At 37.2% G+C, this 20,582-nt stretch carries 19 protein-coding genes and 2 other annotated features; of the genes, 2 read left to right on the top strand and 17 right to left on the bottom strand.

The features are described 5' to 3' along the window. Window positions 1-252 precede the first annotated feature (252 nt). The 17 genes from adhP to MHH71_RS20690 all read right to left on the bottom strand — a co-directional run bounded on the left by adhP (window position 253) and on the right by MHH71_RS20690 (window position 19,726). Window positions 253-1,269, bottom strand: a complete 1,017-nt coding sequence (gene adhP, locus MHH71_RS20770) for an alcohol dehydrogenase AdhP (RefSeq protein ID WP_003201014.1) — start codon at window positions 1,267-1,269, stop codon at window positions 253-255. 198 nt (window positions 1,270-1,467) lie between these two features. Next, a complete protein-coding gene (gene rplT / locus MHH71_RS20765; protein WP_003201011.1) occupies window positions 1,468-1,824 on the bottom strand; it encodes a 50S ribosomal protein L20 in 357 nt (118 codons plus the stop codon). 37 nt (window positions 1,825-1,861) lie between these two features. Next, window positions 1,862-2,062 (bottom strand): 50S ribosomal protein L35, encoded by a 201-nt coding sequence (gene rpmI / locus MHH71_RS20760; RefSeq protein ID WP_001125945.1) that lies wholly within the window; start codon window positions 2,060-2,062, stop codon window positions 1,862-1,864. A 21-nt stretch (window positions 2,063-2,083) separates the two neighbouring features. Further along, the gene (gene infC / locus MHH71_RS20755; protein WP_000973214.1) at window positions 2,084-2,587 is read right to left on the bottom strand and encodes a translation initiation factor IF-3; all 504 of its coding nucleotides are present in this window, start codon (window positions 2,585-2,587) and stop codon (window positions 2,084-2,086) included. Between the two features lie 61 nt (window positions 2,588-2,648). After that, window positions 2,649-2,770, bottom strand: a sequence feature (ribosomal protein L20 leader region). A gap of 206 nt (window positions 2,771-2,976) precedes the next feature. Continuing rightward, window positions 2,977-4,908: a threonine--tRNA ligase gene (gene thrS, locus MHH71_RS20750; RefSeq protein ID WP_006096189.1), complete on the bottom strand. Its 1,932-nt coding sequence runs from the start codon at window positions 4,906-4,908 to the stop codon at window positions 2,977-2,979. A gap of 47 nt (window positions 4,909-4,955) precedes the next feature. Further along, window positions 4,956-5,184 (bottom strand) — a binding site (T-box leader). Between the two features lie 31 nt (window positions 5,185-5,215). Then, window positions 5,216-6,097: a putative sporulation protein YtxC gene (gene ytxC, locus MHH71_RS20745; protein ID WP_006096188.1), complete on the bottom strand. Its 882-nt coding sequence runs from the start codon at window positions 6,095-6,097 to the stop codon at window positions 5,216-5,218. Between the two features lie 232 nt (window positions 6,098-6,329). Then, window positions 6,330-7,268, bottom strand: coding sequence for a primosomal protein DnaI (gene dnaI / locus MHH71_RS20740; RefSeq protein WP_006096187.1), 939 nt, complete (start codon window positions 7,266-7,268; stop codon window positions 6,330-6,332). 33 nt (window positions 7,269-7,301) lie between these two features. After that, the gene (locus MHH71_RS20735; RefSeq protein WP_006096186.1) at window positions 7,302-8,708 is read right to left on the bottom strand and encodes a replication initiation and membrane attachment family protein; all 1,407 of its coding nucleotides are present in this window, start codon (window positions 8,706-8,708) and stop codon (window positions 7,302-7,304) included. Window positions 8,709-8,819: 111 nt separating this feature from the next. Then, the gene (nrdR, locus tag MHH71_RS20730) at window positions 8,820-9,281 is read right to left on the bottom strand and encodes a transcriptional regulator NrdR (protein ID WP_016116577.1); all 462 of its coding nucleotides are present in this window, start codon (window positions 9,279-9,281) and stop codon (window positions 8,820-8,822) included. Window positions 9,282-9,545: 264 nt separating this feature from the next. Continuing rightward, window positions 9,546-9,929, bottom strand: a complete 384-nt coding sequence (gene speD / locus MHH71_RS20725) for an adenosylmethionine decarboxylase (protein ID WP_006096185.1) — start codon at window positions 9,927-9,929, stop codon at window positions 9,546-9,548. 387 nt (window positions 9,930-10,316) lie between these two features. Then, window positions 10,317-11,345 carry a glyceraldehyde-3-phosphate dehydrogenase gene (locus tag MHH71_RS20720; protein ID WP_018764454.1) on the bottom strand — a complete coding sequence of 343 codons (1,029 nt, stop codon included), beginning with the start codon at window positions 11,343-11,345 and terminating at the stop codon, window positions 10,317-10,319. Window positions 11,346-11,454: 109 nt separating this feature from the next. Further along, a complete protein-coding gene (gene coaE, locus MHH71_RS20715) occupies window positions 11,455-12,057 on the bottom strand; it encodes a dephospho-CoA kinase (RefSeq protein ID WP_006096183.1) in 603 nt (200 codons plus the stop codon). Between the two features lie 52 nt (window positions 12,058-12,109). Beyond that, window positions 12,110-12,742: a sporulation membrane protein YtaF gene (gene ytaF / locus MHH71_RS20710; RefSeq protein ID WP_033799147.1), complete on the bottom strand. Its 633-nt coding sequence runs from the start codon at window positions 12,740-12,742 to the stop codon at window positions 12,110-12,112. Window positions 12,743-12,825: 83 nt separating this feature from the next. Further along, window positions 12,826-13,656, bottom strand: a complete 831-nt coding sequence (gene mutM, locus MHH71_RS20705; RefSeq protein WP_006096181.1) for a DNA-formamidopyrimidine glycosylase — start codon at window positions 13,654-13,656, stop codon at window positions 12,826-12,828. Window positions 13,657-13,668: 12 nt separating this feature from the next. Beyond that, on the bottom strand, window positions 13,669-16,302 hold the full coding sequence (gene polA / locus MHH71_RS20700; protein WP_006096180.1) for a DNA polymerase I: 2,634 nt from the start codon (window positions 16,300-16,302) through the stop codon (window positions 13,669-13,671). 951 nt (window positions 16,303-17,253) lie between these two features. Continuing rightward, window positions 17,254-19,017, bottom strand: coding sequence for a two-component system histidine kinase PnpS (gene pnpS, locus MHH71_RS20695; protein WP_033799146.1), 1,764 nt, complete (start codon window positions 19,015-19,017; stop codon window positions 17,254-17,256). Continuing rightward, window positions 19,010-19,726 (bottom strand): response regulator transcription factor, encoded by a 717-nt coding sequence (locus MHH71_RS20690; RefSeq protein WP_003200984.1) that lies wholly within the window; start codon window positions 19,724-19,726, stop codon window positions 19,010-19,012. The genes pnpS and MHH71_RS20690 overlap by 8 nt, the downstream gene beginning before the upstream one ends. Before the next feature lie 171 nt (window positions 19,727-19,897). Between MHH71_RS20690 and MHH71_RS20685 the strand changes: the two genes are divergently transcribed. Together MHH71_RS20685 and MHH71_RS20680 are read left to right on the top strand one after the other, a co-directional pair. Next, window positions 19,898-20,221, top strand: coding sequence for a YnfA family protein (locus MHH71_RS20685; RefSeq protein WP_006096178.1), 324 nt, complete (start codon window positions 19,898-19,900; stop codon window positions 20,219-20,221). Window positions 20,222-20,318: 97 nt separating this feature from the next. Beyond that, the gene (locus tag MHH71_RS20680; RefSeq protein WP_003200980.1) at window positions 20,319-20,459 is read left to right on the top strand and encodes a hypothetical protein; all 141 of its coding nucleotides are present in this window, start codon (window positions 20,319-20,321) and stop codon (window positions 20,457-20,459) included. The last annotated feature ends 123 nt before the right edge of the window (window positions 20,460-20,582 follow it).

The following is a 20,582-nucleotide window of genomic DNA, read 5'->3' as shown; positions in this document are numbered from 1 at the left end:
ATTTATTGTAAGCTTTAAAAATCCTACCCTTTATTATCTAGTTAGCTTCCTAGCCCCTTATAAAATAGCTTGTCCCTAAATCATCAATACGTTTCAGACATCATCTACATATGATGAAACTTCCATATCATCTTTCCATTATAGCAGTGTCGTTTCTACTAGGAAAGATGCCTTTAAACGACAGTAAAAAAGCCAGAGGAAACCTCCGACTTTTTTACTACATATTCTTCTATATTGTTATAGCTTTTATACTTATTTTGTCATATCAAGTACAACACGTCCATTAATCTTTCCTTCTTCCATTTCACTAAAAATCTCATTAATTTCATCAAGATGACGTGTTTCTATAATTGCTTTTACTTTTCCTTCTGCGGCAAATTGCAATGTTTCTTGTAAGTCTTTTCTTGTCCCTACGATAGAGCCAATAATTTTCACGCCATTTAAGACGGTATCAAAGATTGGTACTTCCATCATTTCTGGTGGTAACCCTACTGCCACACACGCGCCACCTCGTCTAACAGAACGATACGCTTGATCAAATGCCGGCTTTGATACAGCTGTGCAAATAGATGCATGCACACCTTTTACTTTCTCGAATATCCACGCTGCCGCATCTTCTTTAAGTGGATTCACAGCTAAATCTGCACCAAGTTCTTTGGCAAGCTCTAATTTATCATCTACGGTATCAACAGCAACAACATGTAACCCCATTGCTTTTGCATATTGAACGGCTAAATGCCCAAGGCCACCGATACCAAAAATCGCAACCCAATCACCAGGTTTTGCTTCTGATACTTTTAATGCTTTATATGTTGTAACACCGGCACAAAATAGCGGTGCTGCATCAACGAACTCTAAGTTATCCGGTACTTTCACAACATAATCAGCTGCCGCAACGCAATACTCTGCATAACCACCATCAACTGAGTAACCTGCATTATGTTGATCTAAGCAAAGCGTTTCACGGCCAGATAAACAATATTCACAATGACCACACGCTGAATATAGCCATGGTACTCCAACCCGGTCACCAACTTTCACGTGAGTAACACCTTCCCCTACTTCTTCAATAACTCCAACACCTTCATGTCCTGGAATTAATGGGAGTTTCGGTTTTACCGGCCAATCACCGTGCGCCGCATGTAAATCTGTATGGCAAACGCCGCATGCTTCAATATGTACAAGAACTTCACCAAGTTCAGCTTTTGGTTTTGGAACTTCTTTCACTTCTAACTTCTCTTTGAACTCATTTACAACTGCTGCTTTCATGTAAACGCCTCCTAGTTATAGATACAAAAAGTTCTTACAAGTTCATCTTAATATAATAGAAGAAACGAGAGGCAGTTGAATTATGACAATAATTTGCGAAATATATCACAAATTATTGAACAATTATATTAATTATAAAAGTAGCTCCAAACAATAAAAAAAACCTCAGAAGAAAATTCTTCTAAGGTTTTTGAACAATTAGTTTAAGTTGTTTTTTGCAACTGTTGCTAATTCAGCGAAAGCTTTTTCGTCATGAACAGCTAAGTCAGCAAGCATCTTGCGGTTAACTTCGATACCAGCAACTTTTAAACCGTGCATTAAACGGCTGTAAGAAAGACCGTTAATACGAGCAGCTGCGTTGATACGAGTGATCCATAATTTACGGAAGTCACGTTTCTTTTGACGACGGTCACGGAATGCATATAGTAAAGATTTCATAACCTGTTGGTTAGCAACCTTAAATAATGTATTTTTAGAACCGTAGTAACCTTTTGCTAATTTTATAACTTTTTTACGACGTTGACGAGTAACTGTACCACCTTTTACTCTTGGCATAATATTACCTCCTATTTGTTCTATATATCAGCCGAACTTATTTTAAGTTGTCAAGCATTTGACGAATGCGTTTGAAGTCACCAGCGCTTACTACGCCAGCTTTACGTAGTTTACGTTTAGCTTTCGTAGATTTGTTAGCGAATAAATGGCTTGTGTAAGCGTGTGAACGCTTAAGTTTACCAGATCCAGTCTTTTTGAAACGCTTTGCAGCGCCGCGATGAGTTTTTTGTTTAGGCATAGGTATTTCCTCCTCTATCTATTACTTATCGTTTTTCGGTGCTAAAACTAAGAACATACTACGTCCTTCCATTTTAGGCTTAGATTCGATTGTACTAACTTCAGCACAAGCTTCTGAGAAGCGATCTAAAACACGTTGACCGATTTCTTTATGAGTAATGGCACGTCCTTTAAAGCGAATTGACGCTTTAACCTTGTCGCCTTTCTCTAAAAACTTGATAGCATTACGAAGTTTTGTGTTAAAGTCGTGTTCATCAATTGTTGGACTTAAACGAACTTCTTTCATGCTAATTACTTTTTGATTTTTGCGCTGTTCTTTTTCTTTCTTTTGTTGCTCAAAGCGGAATTTACCGTAGTCCATAATGCGGCATACTGGCGGTTTCGCATTTGGAGCAACCAATACTAAATCAAGATTAAGATTTGCAGCTAAGTCTAAAGCGTCATTACGAGACTTGATGCCAAGTTGATCACCATTCGCACCAACTAAACGTACTTCACGTGCACGAATTTGCTCGTTAATCATCATATCCTTGCTAATAGTAAGCCACCTCCAAGGTTTTCTTAGAATACGTTTGTAGTCATAGAACCCAAACAAAAAAGTGTGGGCATACGGACACCCACACTTGTACAATCTTAAGTAAGAAAGACATTTACCTGCTAACTGCGTATGCGTCAATCAGGTGAGAAGCGGGTGCTTCTACTTGTTCTACAAAACAATATTCTATTATCCTTGATGAGTTTACCATAGGATATAAAGTCTGTCAAGAAGACGCGTTTTACTAACAACAAGAAATATTGTAACAAACAACACGAATACATGCAATACTTTTTTATGATAAGTCTTGTTTGGTTATTATTTCTAATTTTTGTTCCCCTTACCCATAAAACAAAGGCGCGGCATGCCGCGCCTTTTCCTTAGCGTTTTCCTTCAACTTTAATCATATCAACAAACGCATCTAATGCGATTGTTTCTGATTTTTGTTCACCGTATTTACGTACGTTTACGCCGTTTTCAGCAACTTCATTGTCACCTACTACAAGCATATACGGAATTTTTTGCATTTGTGCTTCACGGATTTTATAACCGATTTTCTCTTCACGAGTATCCACTTCCACACGGATACCAGCACGTTGCAAGTCTTCCTGTACTTTCTTCGCGTAGTCTAAATGTACTTGCGGAGAAACTGGGATTACTTGTACTTGAACTGGCGCTAACCATGTTGGGAATGCACCTTTGTACTCTTCGATTAAGAAAGCAACGAAACGTTCCATAGTTGATACAACACCGCGGTGAATAACAACTGGACGATGAGGTTTACCATCTTCCCCAACGTAAGTTAATTCAAAGCGCTCCGGAAGTAAGAAGTCTAATTGTACAGTTGAAAGTGTTTCGTCTTTTCCAAGTGCAGTACGAACTTGAACGTCAAGTTTTGGACCGTAGAATGCAGCTTCACCTTCAGCTTCATAGTACTCAAGACCCATTTCATCCATAGCTTCTTTTAACATAGATTGTGCTTTTTCCCACATTTCATCGTCAGCATAATACTTTTTAGTATCTTCTGGATCACGATAAGATAAGCGGAATGAATAATTTTCTAAACCGAAGTCTTTATATACTTCTAAAGTTAAGTTTACAACGCGTTTTAATTCTTCTTTAATTTGATCTGGACGAACGAAAATGTGCGCATCATTTAAAGTCATTCCACGTACACGTTGTAATCCAGATAGTGCACCCGACATTTCATAGCGGTGCATTGTTCCAAGCTCTGCAATACGAATTGGTAATTCACGATAGCTGTGGATATCGTTTTTATACACCATCATATGGTGAGGGCAGTTCATTGGACGAAGTACTAATTCCTCATTATCCATTTCCATTGATGGGAACATGCCATCTCGGTAGTGATTCCAGTGACCAGAAGTTTCATAAAGCTCTCTGCTTCCTAATACTGGAGTATATACGTGGTCATATCCTAAGCTCGCTTCTTTATCAACAATGTAACGCTCAATAATACGACGGATTGTTGCACCTTTTGGTAACCAAAGCGGTAAACCTTGTCCTACTTTTTGGCTATTTGTAAATAATTTCAACTCTTTACCTAATTTACGGTGGTCACGCTCTTTCGCTTCTTCAAGCATACGTAAATGCTCATCTAATTCTGCTTTCTTCACGAATGCAGTACCGTAAATACGCTGTAGCATTTTATTATTGCTATCGCCACGCCAGTAAGCACCTGCAACACTTAACAATTTAAACATTTTAATTTTCCCTGTAGATGGAAGGTGAACCCCACGGCAAAGGTCGTAGAATTCGCCTTGTTCATAAATTGAAATAATCGCATCTTCTGGAAGATCGTTAATTAATTCTAATTTTAGCTCATCGCCAATTTCTTCATAACGGCGAAGTGCTTCCGCACGTGGCACTTCATGACGAACGATTTCTAAATTCTCGTTCACAATTTTTTGCATCTCTTTTTCGATTTTTGGGAAGTCCTCAACTGTAATTGCTTCTTCCATATCGATATCGTAGTAGAAACCATTTTCGATTACTGGACCAATACCAAGTTTTACATCTTTATATAAACGTTTTAACGCTTGTGCTAAAAGATGGGCTGTTGAGTGGCGTAAAATGTATAAGCCATCTTCAGAATCTAATGTAATGATTGAAACTGCACCATCTTCTTCAATTGGTGTACGAAGATCGATCATCTCATCATTTAATTTTCCAGCCACAGCTTTTTTCTTTAAGCCTGGGCTAATAGAAGCTGCGATTTCTTCAGTTGTTGTTCCTTTTGGAAACTCCTTCACAGCTCCATCAGGGAAAATAATTTTAACTACATCTGCCATCACTGGTCACTCCTTTTTTTCTCAAAATAAAAAACACTCATCCCGTAAAAAGGGACGAGTGTTGAATTCGTGGTTCCACCCTTGTTCCAATTAACTAAACTGTCAATTGCTCAAGTTCAACATAACGGTGTTGGCCGTTAGCAATTACTAGAAAAAGTGTTCACTGCTAAAGTTTAGAGGTGGTAAGTAATAAACCCGTACTAGGAAGCTCACACCCTAAGGCTTCCCTCTCTGAAAATCGTAGTAAATCACTCATGTCCTCATCGTAACATTTCAATATATTTCATTTATGTAGGTAATTATATGCTCAAAAACTTAGAAAATCAAGGGTGTTCCCTTTATTTTTTAAATTTTTCACGTTGTGTTCAAATTCATGCAGTGCACATAACTGAACTCGTTCTTGAAATACATTTTGAAGGGTAACAATCATATTGTGATCTTGCTCTTTCGTGTACAAATAAATCATTCTCGGCGCAATAGAAAGAAGCGGTGCAATTACCTTCGTGTCAATATATACGCCCTGCTTATTTAGTAAATCCTCTTCTATATATTGAACCAATTTTTCTTGTTTTAAACGTATTCCTTTTTCATCATAAAAAATAAAACTTTCATCAAATACAAGATGTAGACATGGTAAACGTGATTTTCGGCTGCTCACTTGTTGCCTTAGCATTTCTACAAACACTTGATATTCTTGCTCCATTTTATATTCATCGATCGCCACTTCCGCAAGTCGGTGTACCATCTCCCTATATGCGCGGAGGCGAAAACGAATATAAGATGAAAAAGAAAAAGAAAGTGGGTCACAGAGCCATCCTTTTAAAGAAGACATAATACGGACTTCAATCTTATTACGTGTTAGATCACGGGCAATCCCTTTTCGCTTTCCATTTAAGATAGCATGTGCCATATGTAAAATTTGATGGCACTCTTCTTGTTCTTCATAAAAAAATTTCTCTTTTAAAATAGTACGAAGCCATTCGTTTTGTTTTATATTAACAATAAAATAAAGAAGTACTGGTGTTAAAACTTTCTCAATATAATTCGATTCGCATATTGGTATATGAATCGTTACCTTTTGTTCATATAAATAAACACTTGTTTCTTTATATAGCTTTTCCGTTCTCTTTATCAGTTGTTGATATACGTGCGCAGCATCATTTTTTTCTTCGAAGCAGATTTCAATCACTCCTGTCCCCCCTTTTATCCCGCTCTACGGAGTTACTTTCTCTCAAGCCCCCATAAGAGTCCAGTTCACGAAAGCTAGGCGCTAAGTAGCAATACCTGCTTCCGCTTCACTCTACAATCCTTGCTAATTTTATATATATTAAGGGACTAGAAAAAAAATGATACAAGCTCGTATGAAATTTCAAACATATACTGAAGAAACATAAAAAAAGAGCAAGCAGTATGCTCACTCTTTACGTATGACGACGATTTTTCCCACCAATTGGAACTGGCTTCGCCAAATACTTAATACGCTCCATAATACGCGCCGCTTTCATTTCTTCTGCTTCTCCACGCTGTGTGTAGGTTAAATGATGTTCTAGCTGTTTAAAGTCAAAATTAGACGTAAAGAACGTCGGTAAGTTTTCAAGCATTCGGAACTGCAGTATAGCACCAAGCACATCATCACGCACAAAGCTTGACATTGCTTCCGCCCCAATATCATCTAACATTAATACTTGTACACGCTTCACCGCATCAATTTTTTCACCTATCGTATTATTTTGCAGTGAACTTTTAATTTCTCGTAAAAATTCTGGTAAGTATACGATCATTGAACTTATTTTTTTTAAGGCTAATTCATTCGCAATCGCTCCTAAGAGATACGTTTTCCCTACACCAAATTTACCGTAGAAATATAACGCTTGTACTTTTTTTCCAGGTTCGTATGCATTTAAAAATTCATTTGCTGCACGAATCGCCTCAATTCGCGGTTCTAAATCTGATGGATCTAAATTTTCCATAGAAGCCTGTAAAATATCACTTGGCATATAGACACTTTGAACTAATTTTTCATATTTCTTCCGCTCATCATAAGCCACTTTTCTTACGCAGCGATCATATTGAATATCAATCATCTTACCTTGAATAATCAGTTTCGGCTCATATCCTTGAATCATATTTTTACATGATTCTAAGTTCGGACAATCTGCACATCCAACACTTTGCCCAATGTATTCATACAGTTTCACAAGACTTCGCTCTATCATGGAAGTCGTCACTTCACCTTTATGTTCTTCAATAAACTCTTTCACACGCGGATGTGCCATCACTTCCGCCTTTAACACTTCGTATCTATTTTTAAAATTCTCATTTTGCATCAACTTTGCAAATGAATTTTGAATATGCTCCATTCTCTCACCTCAAAGAGCGTTCATTCTCTTCTATTAATCACGCTTATATTTTTTCAACTCTTCTTCCAATCTCTTTCGTTCTTCTTCTAACTTGCTCGATTTTTTCGCCACATTCGTAAGTTCCTTAGGCTGTTCTTCTGGTTGTTCCTCGGATTGTTCTTTCAACCAATCGGGCACCATTTCTTTCCGCACTGTTTTCTTCGAAGTATGACCCTTTTTCTTCGTTTCAGCCCATTCTTGATATTGACGATTCTCTTCTTTCGCCAATGCCATCGCTTCTGATACCGTACCTACTTTTTTTCGTGCCCAGTGCCCCGCAATTTTCTCAACATATGTTTTGGCAAGCTTCATATCCGAACGCAGCATCACATAATAAATAAGTACATTGACCACACCTGGCGTTAGTTTTTGATTCATCATTACTTCTTCTACAATTTGCAAATCTGCTTTCGTTGCTTCTGCCCCGCCTGAAATTTCTTTTAACAATTGTTTTGGAGAAATTTCTTCTAGCTGTTTAATGAGCATCTCTTCTTGCGTAGACGGCTCTTTCTCTTTCATCGTACGTGCAGCATGAGGCTGTACTCGTTCACTTAACACTGGAAGCGCTTGACCATTTTCAAATTGATACCAATCACGCGCTCCTTTCCGAAGCCTTTCCATATCAATCGTTTGCAATTCTGTCATTGCACCAAGCACAATATTTTGCATCGACAGCACATCCACACCATACACGTAAGAGAGTGTAACAACACATTCACGCACTTGGTCCGTAATCGCTTTTCGCGGCACAAGAGTCGATAACCCTTCTACAAATAAAGAAAAATCAAAGAAATCGTTCCAAAGTTGTGGGGCAGTTCCTTTTTCATTGCCCGGCATAACTGCGCTACTTGGAATTCGAAGTTCCTCTTGCGCATGTTCAAATTGCCCTGGATTAAAAGACCCAAATACATCATTAAAGGAATGTGTAACATTTTCATAAGAAGCAAAATCAAACTCTTCTTCTAAAAAATATTGTTTAACTTGATTATATTTCGCACGGCTTAATCGATTATACAAAAAGATGCTCAGGACAATATCATCAAAAAATTGTTTTGGTGATAACGGCGGCTGCAATTCGTATATAAACATTCGAATATCTTTTTCTTTTTTTATATATACGTTTAAAAGCCCAATTGCTTCTAATTTCATCCGTTCTTCATATACTTCAGGAAGCTGCATTTGCATTGTCACCATAAGAGAGTGGTGTGTATTCTCTTTTCCAAATACACGATCCTGTTCTAGCTCTCCCCACAGCGTCATGTATAAGCTAAAAGCCTTACTACCCACTAATGGTTGATATAACATCGTTAATACCTTCCGATCGTAACTATGCAGCAACCCTTTCGCACTTACTTTATAACGATCAATTGGCAATAGCTCCATCCATGACTGTTTTTCCATCCTTGCAATTCCTTTCTTCCATTCTACGTATATAATTCCTTAGTGAAAAAGAGCTAATAGCTTTCGCTTCTAGCTCTTTTTCACCACTATTTGCGGGCTCAAAGTTTCACTTTATTCTCGTTCTTTTTGCAGTATATCTTTTAATTCTTCAATAAATACATTTAAATCTTTAAATTGACGATATACGGAGGCAAATCGTACATAAGCAACATCATCAATATCTCGAAGTGCTTCCATTACGATTTCACCGATCATATCACTTTTCACTTCTGATATTCCTAAATTACGAAGTTCACGCTCCACATTTTGTGTTACTTCTTCTAATTGTTTTAACGATACAGGTCTTTTTTCACACGCTTTAATTAATCCACGCAAAATCTTTTCTTTATTAAACTCTTCTCGTGTTCCCTCTTTTTTTACAACAATAAGAGGTGGTTCTTCTACTCGTTCAAATGTCGTAAATCGATTTAAACAACTTTCACACTCTCTTCTTCTTCGAATGGAGCGTCCCTCATCTACCGGACGTGAATCCAATACTCTTGTACCATTATGAAAACAGGCTGGACAACGCAACTCATTCACTCCCTTGCAATTTAATCTTCATTCTTTTTACTTCATCTACATGTGAAAATATATATACAATATTATATAACCTATTTGTATTTGCTCACTACCTTATCCTACTATTCACGTTCAATAATACATTACTTTTTAAAAATTTACTTTATAGCAAGCATTCGTCAAAAACAGTCTACCATTTTACAATTTCAAATTTATATAAACTAAAAAGAGGTGCATTATACACCTCTTTACATTTTAAATCAATTATGTTCTTTTTTAAAGAGCTTTTGTTTCTCTATGCTTAATTTCGAAGCTACCTGTGCCTCGAGGAAGCTCGATGCTCTCTCGCGTTTTCGCATTTAAACCTTCTGCAATATACTCTGCAGCAACATTTGGATCAATACGATCCCCGCAAGTATAAACATCAATACTTGCATAGCCGTGCTCTGGAAAGCTATGAATTGTTAAATGTGACTCCGAAATGATTACAACTCCACTTACACCCTGTGGCGCAAATTTATGAAAAGCAACCTCACGTACTTCAGCACCAGCTCTTAGTGCTGCATCCACAAATAATTGTTCAATAAACGGCATATCATTAAGCTTGTCGAAATCGCAATCCCAAAGTTCAGCGATTACGTGACGACCCATCGTGTCCATAGTATCCATTCTACAGTTCCCCCTCATAAAAATTTAATCTAACTGTTCGAATTGAAAACTAATTTGCAATTTGGCTTGCTCTACTACCACGGGGGAAAGTTAGTCCAGAGAGGTCCTAACCCTTTAAGTAGTAACTACGTACCTCAGCTCTTAAGTTTACGAGTGTTAGTATACTTTGTTTATTTTCATTTTGCAACAACAGTTTTTTCGATTTTTTGTCATATTCTCTTCTTTACTTTTCCCCAAAAAAAATAATTGATTCACAAATGCAGTAATCACAATGTTTTTTATATGTACCATTTATAAAAATATACTCATATAATTTTTTTCCTTTTCAGAAAAAAGCATAAAAAAGAAGACAAGCAATCGCTTGCCTTCCTTGTATCATTAAATGTGTTGCACACTTTCTTGTTTTGTTAATTCAGCGCCAACTAACTTCACAAGATCTACAACGCGGCGAGAGTAACCCCACTCGTTATCATACCAAGCAAGTACTTTCACTTTACGTTCGCCCATTACCATTGTAGATAAACTATCAATGATAGCTGAGTGTGTATTTGTATTAAAGTCAATCGAAACTAAAGGTTCCTCACTGAACTCAATAATCCCTTTCAATGGACCGTTTGCAACAGTTTTAAACGCTTCATTAATTTCCTCAACTGTTACATCACGTTTTACATCTACTACTAAGTCAACAAGAGACACGTTTGGTGTCGGAACACGAAGTGCCATCCCATGAAGTTTTCCGTTTAAATGTGGAAGAACTTTCGCTAGAGCTTTCGCAGCGCCTGTTGTTGTAGGAATAATAGACTGTCCACAAGCACGCGCTCTTCGTAAATCTTTATGTGGGTTATCAATATTTTTTTGGTCATTTGTATAAGCATGAACAGTTGTCATTAAACCGTTTTCAATTCCAAATTGCTCATCTAACACCTTAACAACAGGCGCTAAACAGTTTGTTGTACAAGATGCATTTGAAATCACAGTATGGTTTGTAATATCTAATTGTTCTTCGTTTACACCAACTACAATTGTTACATCTTCATTTTTACCAGGTGCTGTTAAAATAACCTTTTTCGCCCCAGCTTCTACGTGAAGAATTGCTTTTTCTTTCGCATTAAATTTACCAGTTGCTTCAATTACAATTTCAACATCCAGTTCTTTCCAAGGCAATTCTTTTGGATCGCGGTTGTTTAGAAGGCGAATCATTTTCCCATCCACTAATAAATGATCTTCAAATGCTTCCACTGTTCCGTCAAACTTGCCATGAACTGTATCATACTTGATTAAATGTGCTAATGTTTCTGGTGGATAGCTTGCGTTAATCGCTACAATTTCGAATGCGCTTTCTTTTATCGCTTGACGAAATACCATTCTCCCAATACGTCCAAATCCATTAATTGCCACACGAGTCATAATATGTTATCCCCCTTGAATGCGTTATACTATTTATCTCCAATCCCAATAATAGTATAACACAAAAAGAAGATATGTCACTAAGCATTTTCACTAATTTCACAATTTTTTAGTTAATAATGTTCCATTCTTTTAAAATGAGCTGTAATTGCGCTTTTGTCTCAGCAATTGTGCCATCATTATAAATAACTTTATTAGCTAATGTTGCTTTCTCCGCTAAAGGCATTTGCGAATCAATACGTGCTTTCGCATCCTCTTCTGTAAAGCCATTTCGCTTCATTAAACGTTCTAATTGCATACTAGGTGATACAGCTACAACTACAATCCGATCAACAAGTGCTGTTAACTTACTCTCAAATAGAAGCGGAATATCTAACACAACCGCTTGCACTCCTTCTTTTATGTACATATCCTTCTGAACATTCATTTCTTTCCGAACAGCAGGATGAACAATTTTGTTTAACTGCAATCGTTTTTCTTCATTATGAAATACAATACTCCCAAGCTTTTGGCGATCTAGTTTGCCATCTACTTGTAATACATCTTCACCGAATACCTCTACAATTTCTTTATATGCTTCTTTACCTTGTTCTACAACTTCTCTTGCAATAATATCCGCGTCAATTACAGGTATTTGCAGTTCACGAAACATTTGTGAAACAGTACTTTTTCCACTTGCAATACCTCCTGTTAAACCTATAACAATTGTCATTCTATTTCCTCCTCACAAATAGAAGCGTGAAACTTATGTTTCACGCTCCCACTTACATTTTCCAAATTCCAATAATAATAAGTAAAATCCCAGGTAGGAACGTAAATTTTTGTAACCATCGCATATTCGATAAAACCGTTCCTAGCCTCATTCCGATAAATAAAAACAGAGAACTCATAACGGCAACTAACACTGCCATCATGGCGGGTGTATATCCTAGTAAGGATGCACCAATCCCTGCTCCAAACGAGTCTACTGAAAGAGCGATACCTAAAAGCAAGGCTTCCCCACCAGAAATCGTGCCTGATTTATCAAAATCGGCAACAGTCGGTTTCCGTAAAATTTGAATGACTAACCCAAGCGAAGCAATTTCTAACTTCCAAACTTTCTCTTCTTGCTGCGGTTCGTCTTTTTTATCACTCCGAAAAAACTGATACAACACCCACGCTCCAATAACCACTAAAACGATTCCGCCAATGCGCGTTGCAATCACCGGAGAAAACACCTTAGCAATCATATGTCCAATTCCCATCGACACAAGCATAACAGCCGCTGAACACATTCCAATGATGAGTATCGATTTTAACGGAATCCGTACGCTCCGCAAACCATAAGTAAGCCCTACACTACAGCTATCCAAACTTAATGTAAAAGCTAATAAAATAAGAGAGAAATAATGATACATCGGTAAGCTCCTTCCCTATACATAGCTTTGCTGTATGTATATGACAAATGCCTATCCGATGTTATTAGAAAACGATATCTTTCTTAGCTTTTTGGCTGGCACATAGGACAATAATGCGTTCCTCGTCCACCAACAACTGTCTTTTCAATCACGTTCCCACAAGTTACGCATGGTTCACCTTTTCTTCCATACACATTTAGAAGCTCTTGGAACGAGCCGATTTGTCCTTGCGAATTGATATACGTTCTGATTGTACTTCCACCGCGCTCAACAGCCTCCGCTAATGTTGCAACGGTCGCCGCATGAATCTTTTCTATTTCAGCTTTCGTTAAAGATGAAGCTTCTCGTTCCGGGTGAATCCCGGAACGGAATAAAACTTCATCTACATATATATTACCAAGCCCGACTAAAAGACGTTGATCGAGCAATACAACTTTTATTTTACGGTTTGTCTTTTGCAATCTTTCTTGCAAATACCCTACTGTCAGTTCAGCGTCAAATGGCTCAGGCCCTAAATCAGCAAGTGGCATTTGGTCAAATTCTTCACCTCTTTTAAAGAGATGCATCGTGCCGAACTTTCTTACATCTTTATAGTGTAACTCTGTACCATCTGTAAACTGGAAACGCACATGCGTATGTTTATCTACCGGCTCATCATCTTTATGAAGCAAATATTTCCCTTCCATACGCAAATGTGAAACAATAACATACTTTGTTACATATAGAAGTAAAAACTTACCTCTTCGCTCAATCCGTTCAATCTTTTCACCTCGTAACATTTCTTTAAAGAGCTCTGCGTCATCTGGTCGCTTTACTAATTTTGGATATGTTACGATCACATCTTGAATTGTTTTTCCCGTTACAAGGTTTTCAAGTGTCCTTCTAACATTTTCAACCTCTGGTAGTTCAGGCATTCAATCACTTCCTTATTTTGCGTCATACCAAGTTGGACCAGAAGAATAATCAACTTTTAGAGGAACAGCAAGTTCAATCGCATGCTCCATCACTTCAGGTACAAGCTTTTCTAATTTTTCTACTTCTTCTTTTGGCACTTCAAAGATCAATTCATCGTGTACTTGCAGAAGAAGACGCGCTTGTAAGCCTTCTTCTTCTAAGCGATCCGCCATAATAATCATCGCTTTTTTAATAATATCTGCCGCACTACCTTGAATTGGTGTATTCATCGCAGTACGCTCCGCAAAGCTACGCAAATTAAAATTACGACTCGTAATTTCCGGAATATAACGGCGACGATTTAATAATGTAGAAACGTATCCTTTTTGCTTCGCTTCTTGTACAATCTCATCCATATATTCTTTTACACCAGGGAAGCTTGCGAAATACTTTTCAATAAATTCCCCTGCTGCTTTTCGTGTGATTCCTAAGTTTTGTGAAAGCCCATAGTCACTAATACCATACACAATTCCGAAGTTAACCGCTTTTGCTTGACGTCTCATATTCGATGTTACTTCATCTTTTCCAACGCCAAACACGTCCATTGCAGTTTTCGTATGAATATCCATATCATGCTGGAACGCTTCTACTAACCCTTTGTCTTTTGCAATATGCGCCAAGACACGCAGTTCAATTTGTGAATAGTCGGCTGCATACATAACCCAGCCTTCTTTTGAAGGAATGAACGCCTGACGAATCTTTCTTCCTTCTTCTAAACGGATCGGGATATTTTGCAAGTTTGGGTCTGTAGAACTTAATCGGCCCGTTTGCGTTAACACTTGATTAAAACGAGTATGAATTTTAGATGAATCTTCATGAACAACTTTTAATAATCCTTCAATATATGTCGAATTTAATTTTCCTAATTGACGATAGTGTAAAATTTTAGGAATAATTTCATGATGCTCCATTAACTTGTCCAGCACATCAGCTGACGTAGAATATCCTGTTTTCGTCTTTTTAATAACCGGTAGGTTTAAATTCTCAAATAGAATCACGCCAAGCTGCTTTGGAGAATTAATATTAAATTCCGTTCCTGCAAGCTCATAAATTTCTTGTTCCATTTCCTTAAGCCTTCCAGCAAGCTCATCTCCCATACTACGTAAGCGCTCTGTATCAACCGTAACACCTTTCACTTCCATTTCAGCTAACACACGAGCAAGCGGCATTTCAAGCTCAGTAAATAGTTCATATTGTTCATTTTTTTGTAGTTCTTCTACAAATGTTTTTTGCACATCGTATAATACATGTACTTTTCGAGCTACGTGCTCCGCGACTATATCTTGCGCAGGAACCGCACGTTTTGCACCTTTTCCATACACTTCTTCATCAGATTTAACAGCATGCGTTTCTTTCATTTTCGCTACGGCACGGAAATCTTTATCTGTATCTGCTGGATCAAGTAAATAAGCGGCAATTAGTAAATCAAAGTCAATCCCTTGAATCTCTATACCTTTCCACTTAAGTGCAACAATGGCACGTTTCGCATCAAACGTATACTTTCTCATTTCATCATCTGCAAGCCACTTCTTAAAAGCTTCAGATTTTAGCGCAACATCGCTCGGAATGAAATAACAGCCATTTTCATTTTGAATACCGAACCCTTGAATGTCAGCTTTATGATAATTGTCTTCTTGTACTTCCACAATAATTGCACTATCTTGCTGCAGCATTTCTTCTGTCACTTCTTCTGCAATATCAAATGAAATATCATCTAATTCAGCTGGAGCTGTTTCTTCAGGAGTCGCACCGAGCTTATTTAATAGCGAAGTAAATCCTAAATTCTCGAACATTGGAATGACGTCACTTGCTTCATATCCTTTGTATTCGATATCATCTACATGCACTGTAATTGGTGCATCGGTAATAATTGTGGCAAGCTCTTTACTCATAAACGCTTGCTCTTTATTCATTTCTAGATTTTCTTTTAATTTTTTTCCACTCACCTTGTCTAAGTTCTCATATACTGCTTCTACTGTTTCAAATTGCGTTAACAATTTGATTGCTGTCTTCTCACCAACTCCCGGTACACCTGGGATGTTATCCGATTGATCTCCCATTAAACCTTTCATATCAATAATTTGCTTTGGTGATAAACTATATTTTTCGAATAACGCTTCTTTCGTATATTCATCTACTTCTGTAATCCCTTTACGCGGAATACATACAAGCGTAGTATCAGAAACAAGCTGCAGTAAATCTTTATCTCCAGAAATAACTTTTACGTGAGCACCTTGTTCGTTCGCTTCTTTCGCTAGTGTGCCCATAATGTCATCTGCTTCATAGTTCTCTAACTCATAGCGTGGTACGTGAAACGCATCTAACAGTTCACGAATAAATGGGAATTGCTCTGATAGCTCAGGTGGCGTTTTTTGACGACCTCCTTTATATTCGCTAAATGTTTTGTGACGAAATGTTGTTTTACCCGCATCAAACGCAACAAGCATATGTGTTGGTTTTTCTTCTTCTAATATTCTCATTAACATCATCGTAAAACCATAAATTGCGTTCGTATGTATACCTTTGTCGTTATTTAAAAGCGGCAGTGCAAAGAAAGCACGATACGCGATATTATTTCCATCGACTAATACGACCTTTTTTTCCAAATTAGAAACCTCCCCATACAAATTTAAAACGATTTATATATAAATCCAAATTGAAAAACCGACATAACCCCTTTTTTTAGGAGGGAGAGAGCGTCCAGCCATGCATAGAAGCGGTCACCCCATGCCAAGTTAAAACAAAAAGAGAAAACGAGCGCAGGTCACCTTTTGTTCTTCATAGCAGTGACTTATATATTGAAAAATCAAAATGGATTTATATAGAAAGAAAAAACCGTCTTTTCCTTCTCTCTATATTAACACGACTAAGAGAGAGAAGAAAAATAACGGTTCTTCCTACTACATATATTTAATGTAAAATGGAGATGCTGTCACAATATCTCATGAATTAAAATAACCTTATCGTATTGATATAACACTTTGATATAAGTTACATAGAGATATTTCAAAAACAAAGATATTATAGTTTCACAAAAAGGGAAGTGACGAGAATAGAGCACCTATTCTCGTCCAAAATTACTCCTTGGATGAAGGGGTTTTCATGTATTATATTAACAGGACTTTATTAATATTTAATGAAGCTATTGTTAATATAATGTAAATATATCCCGTTCAAACGTTTACTATATAAATCCAAATTAAGAAACCGACATAAACCCTTTCTTTTTAGGCGAGAGAGAGTATCCGGCCATGCATAGAAGCGGTCAGACCCTCTTCCTGCTCCATGCCAAGTTAAAGCAGAGAGAAAAAACGAGTGTAGGTCACCTTTTTCATATCAACGACTTATATATCGAAAAATCAAAATAGATTTATATAGCTCTCATCCAATAAAGTGAAACTTTAATCAGTGGTTTTTCCATACCCCACTGATTATTAGCCCTCACCAATCGGGCTTTTACGGGCAGTCCGACTCCACCTACCTTCTTTGCTTTTGCTGAACTTTGAGGTGGGGGTCTTACTGCCCGCGAATAGCGGGATAAAGGTTGCACATTATCATTACTTCTCCAAATCCGATTTCGGTAAAGCAACTGTAAATGTTGTTCCTTCCCCTACTTCACTCTCTACAGTAACTGTCCCATGATGGGCTTCTACTAAATGTTTTACAATCGATAACCCAAGGCCTGTACCGCCTGTATTTCTGCTTCTCGCTTTATCTACACGATAAAAACGTTCAAAAATACGCGGGATTTCTTCTTTACTAATCCCAATTCCTGTATCAGATACCTTTATATAAGCGTTATGTTCATCCTCTAACAACTCTACAGAAACCGTCCCGCCGGCTGGTGTGTATACAATTGCATTATTAACTAAATTGATAAAGATTTGTTTTAATCGGCTCGGATCTCCTATCACTGAAACGTGTCTCAACACATCAACTTGTAAGGAAATTTCTTTATCTTGTGATTTATTCTCTAGCACCATTTTAATTTCTTCAAGCAATTCCTTCATCTCAACAGTACCCATATTTAACTTAAATCCTTGTTGTTCAATCTTTGATAGATCCAATAAGTCTTCGATTAAGCCTTGCATACGCTCGCTTTCCTTTAAAATAATGTTCAGGAAATGCTCGCAAAACTGCTGATTTTCCATCGCACCATCAAGTAACGTTTCAGAAAATCCTTTAATAGAAGTAATTGGCGTCTTTAATTCATGTGAAACATTTGCTAAAAAGTCTTTTCGCATTTGCTCTAGTTTCTTTAGCTCTGTTATATCGTGGAATACGAGAACAATCCCTTTCCATTCATGATTTGTCCCAATAATTGGTGCGCCATATACTTCAAAGTGCTTTCTTTCAATACCAAGTGGCAGTAGCATTTGCTTGCGTACTTTCACTTCTGTCATAAAAATTTCTTCCACAAGTTCAATGATTTCTGCATGAAGAAATGCTTCATAATACAAACGATCTAAATACTCTTCATCCGTTACATGAAATATTTCTTTATACGAACGGTTTACAAGACTTATATAACCACGGCTATCAATTAAAATCATACCGCTTCCCATATTTTCAATCAGTGTATGTAAACGATCTTGTTGCATTTCTTGCTCTAGCGTCATTTCTTGTAAATTACGCGCTAAAATATTGATTGCCTTACTTAACATCCCCGTTTCATCTGAATGACTTTCATAAGCACGCGCTTTATAATTCCCCTTCGCCAATTCAATCGCTACTTTCGTAACAGACTCTATCGGACGAATATATTGACCTGTAATTTTCACACCAAGAAAAACAACAACAAGACAAGCAATCACAAACCCTACAATGAGTAATCCCCACGTTTTTTGATGAACATCTTTCAAAGGAGCAATTGTACTTTTTAGAATGATGTACCCTTGCTTCCCCTCTGCATCTTGAACAAACACCGCATGATGGAATACATTTTTATCATCTGTTTCCTTCGTAATCACTCTATTTTTTTGTTTTGCTGTTTCAGAGGAAAGTTCCTCAATTGTCGCTTGGTCGAATATAGGTTGCTTACCTTTACTATATTTGACTTTCTTCGCTTCATCAGTAAATATAACCGAAACCGGCACTTGTTCTTCTAATTTCTCAAATACGTTTGGCGCTTTTAGAACATGATCAATACCTTCTGCCTCTACTAATGAAGCAACATATCTTGCCTCTTTTACCGTTCTGTCTTTCGCATGATCGATGTAGTAATTCTCAAACACCGTTTCCAAAAGTACTCCTAGTCCAACTAAAATAAGAATAATAAGAGAAACAAATGTAAAGAGAAGCCTCGAGCGAAATTTATTCATCCCCCTTTGGCTCCTCTAATTTATAACCTAATCCACGAATTGTTTTAATGTACGCTGGTTTTTTCGTATTCTTTTCAATTTTATCCCGCAAATGACTAATATGAACATCGACGATTCTTGTATCGCCGGCAAAATCATAATTCCATACAGCACTTAGTAACTGATCACGTGTTAATACACGACCCTTATTCCTTGCTAAATATACAAGTAACTCAAATTCTTTTGGCGTTAGTTCTAGCTTTTCTCCTTGGAAATACGCCTCATAAAATTCAGGTAAAATTCTTAAATCATAGATATTGATACTATTTTCATCCTGCACTTCTGAAACTGGTTCATCTTGCAATTTCGTACGACGTAAAATCGCCTTCACACGTGCAACAACTTCCCTTGGGCTAAATGGCTTTGTCATATAATCATCTGCCCCAAGCTCAAGACCTAACACTTTATCAAACTCATCATCTTTCGCTGTTAGCATTAAAATAGGTGTCATAATACGCTGCAAACGTAATTCTTTACACACTTCCATACCATCCATTTTTGGAAGCATTAAATCTAATATAATCAGATCTGGACGTTCCGTTGTTGCTTTATGAAGCGCAACTTCACCATCCATCGCTGTTATCACTTCAAATCCTGCTTGCTGCAAATTGAATTCAATTAAAGTTAAAATAAACTCCTCATCATCAACAACTAAAATTCGATTGCTCATTCTCTTCCTCCAAGTTATAGACTTGAAACCTTCTTCATCCTAGTATTTCCCCACTATTTCCATCATACTAGAAAACAATCCCCCTCTCAATAGAATTGTCCATTCACTAAGTTTGATTGTGCTATAGTTATATAGGAAAATATATCTAATAGAAAGCGATGGTACATATTCATGTTTAAAGCAGCTGTTATTTTCATTCTTGCCGGACTAGCTGAAATTGGTGGTGGATATCTCATCTGGAAATGGATACGAGAAGGTGGTTCCATCTGGTTCGGTCTAATAGGAGGAATCATTTTATGTTTATATGGTGTAATTGCCACATTCCAAGTATTTTCTAGTTTCGGACGTGTATACGCAGCTTATGGCGGTGTATTTATTCTCATGAGTTTATTATGGGGATGGATGGTTGATAAGAAAACACCTGATTTGTTCGATTGGGCTGGTGCAGCTGTTTGCCTTGTCGGTGTGTTTATTATTCTTTGGCCACGTGGCTAAAAACAGGTATCCATTTGACTTATATCTCCTTAAAATGTAATAATTAATATAATTAAATTTTAATATAAAGATTAAACTATTAAGGAGCGAATTCAAAATGAATCGTAAAAATTGGGTATTATCTGGCTTCGCTTTATTATTTGTAGTTGGTTTTACTGCCGGCTTTTCAAACTGGGAAACATTACAAACTGGCATCTCTGATTTCTCAGAAGGGTTTGCAGAAGGGTTTTTCAGTTAAGTTATACTTACATTCGATCCTATAAAGTAAAACTTTAATCAGTGGGGGTTTTCTTCGTCCCCCACTGATTATTAGCCCTCACCAATCGGGCTTTTACGGACAGTTCATCTCCCACCTAACTTC

Origin of the sequence: Bacillus sp. FSL H8-0534 (genome assembly GCF_038005885.1) — a bacterium.
Lineage (GTDB): Bacteria > Bacillota > Bacilli > Bacillales > Bacillaceae_G > Bacillus_A > Bacillus_A pseudomycoides.
This window is presented reverse-complemented; position numbering and strand designations above follow the sequence as displayed.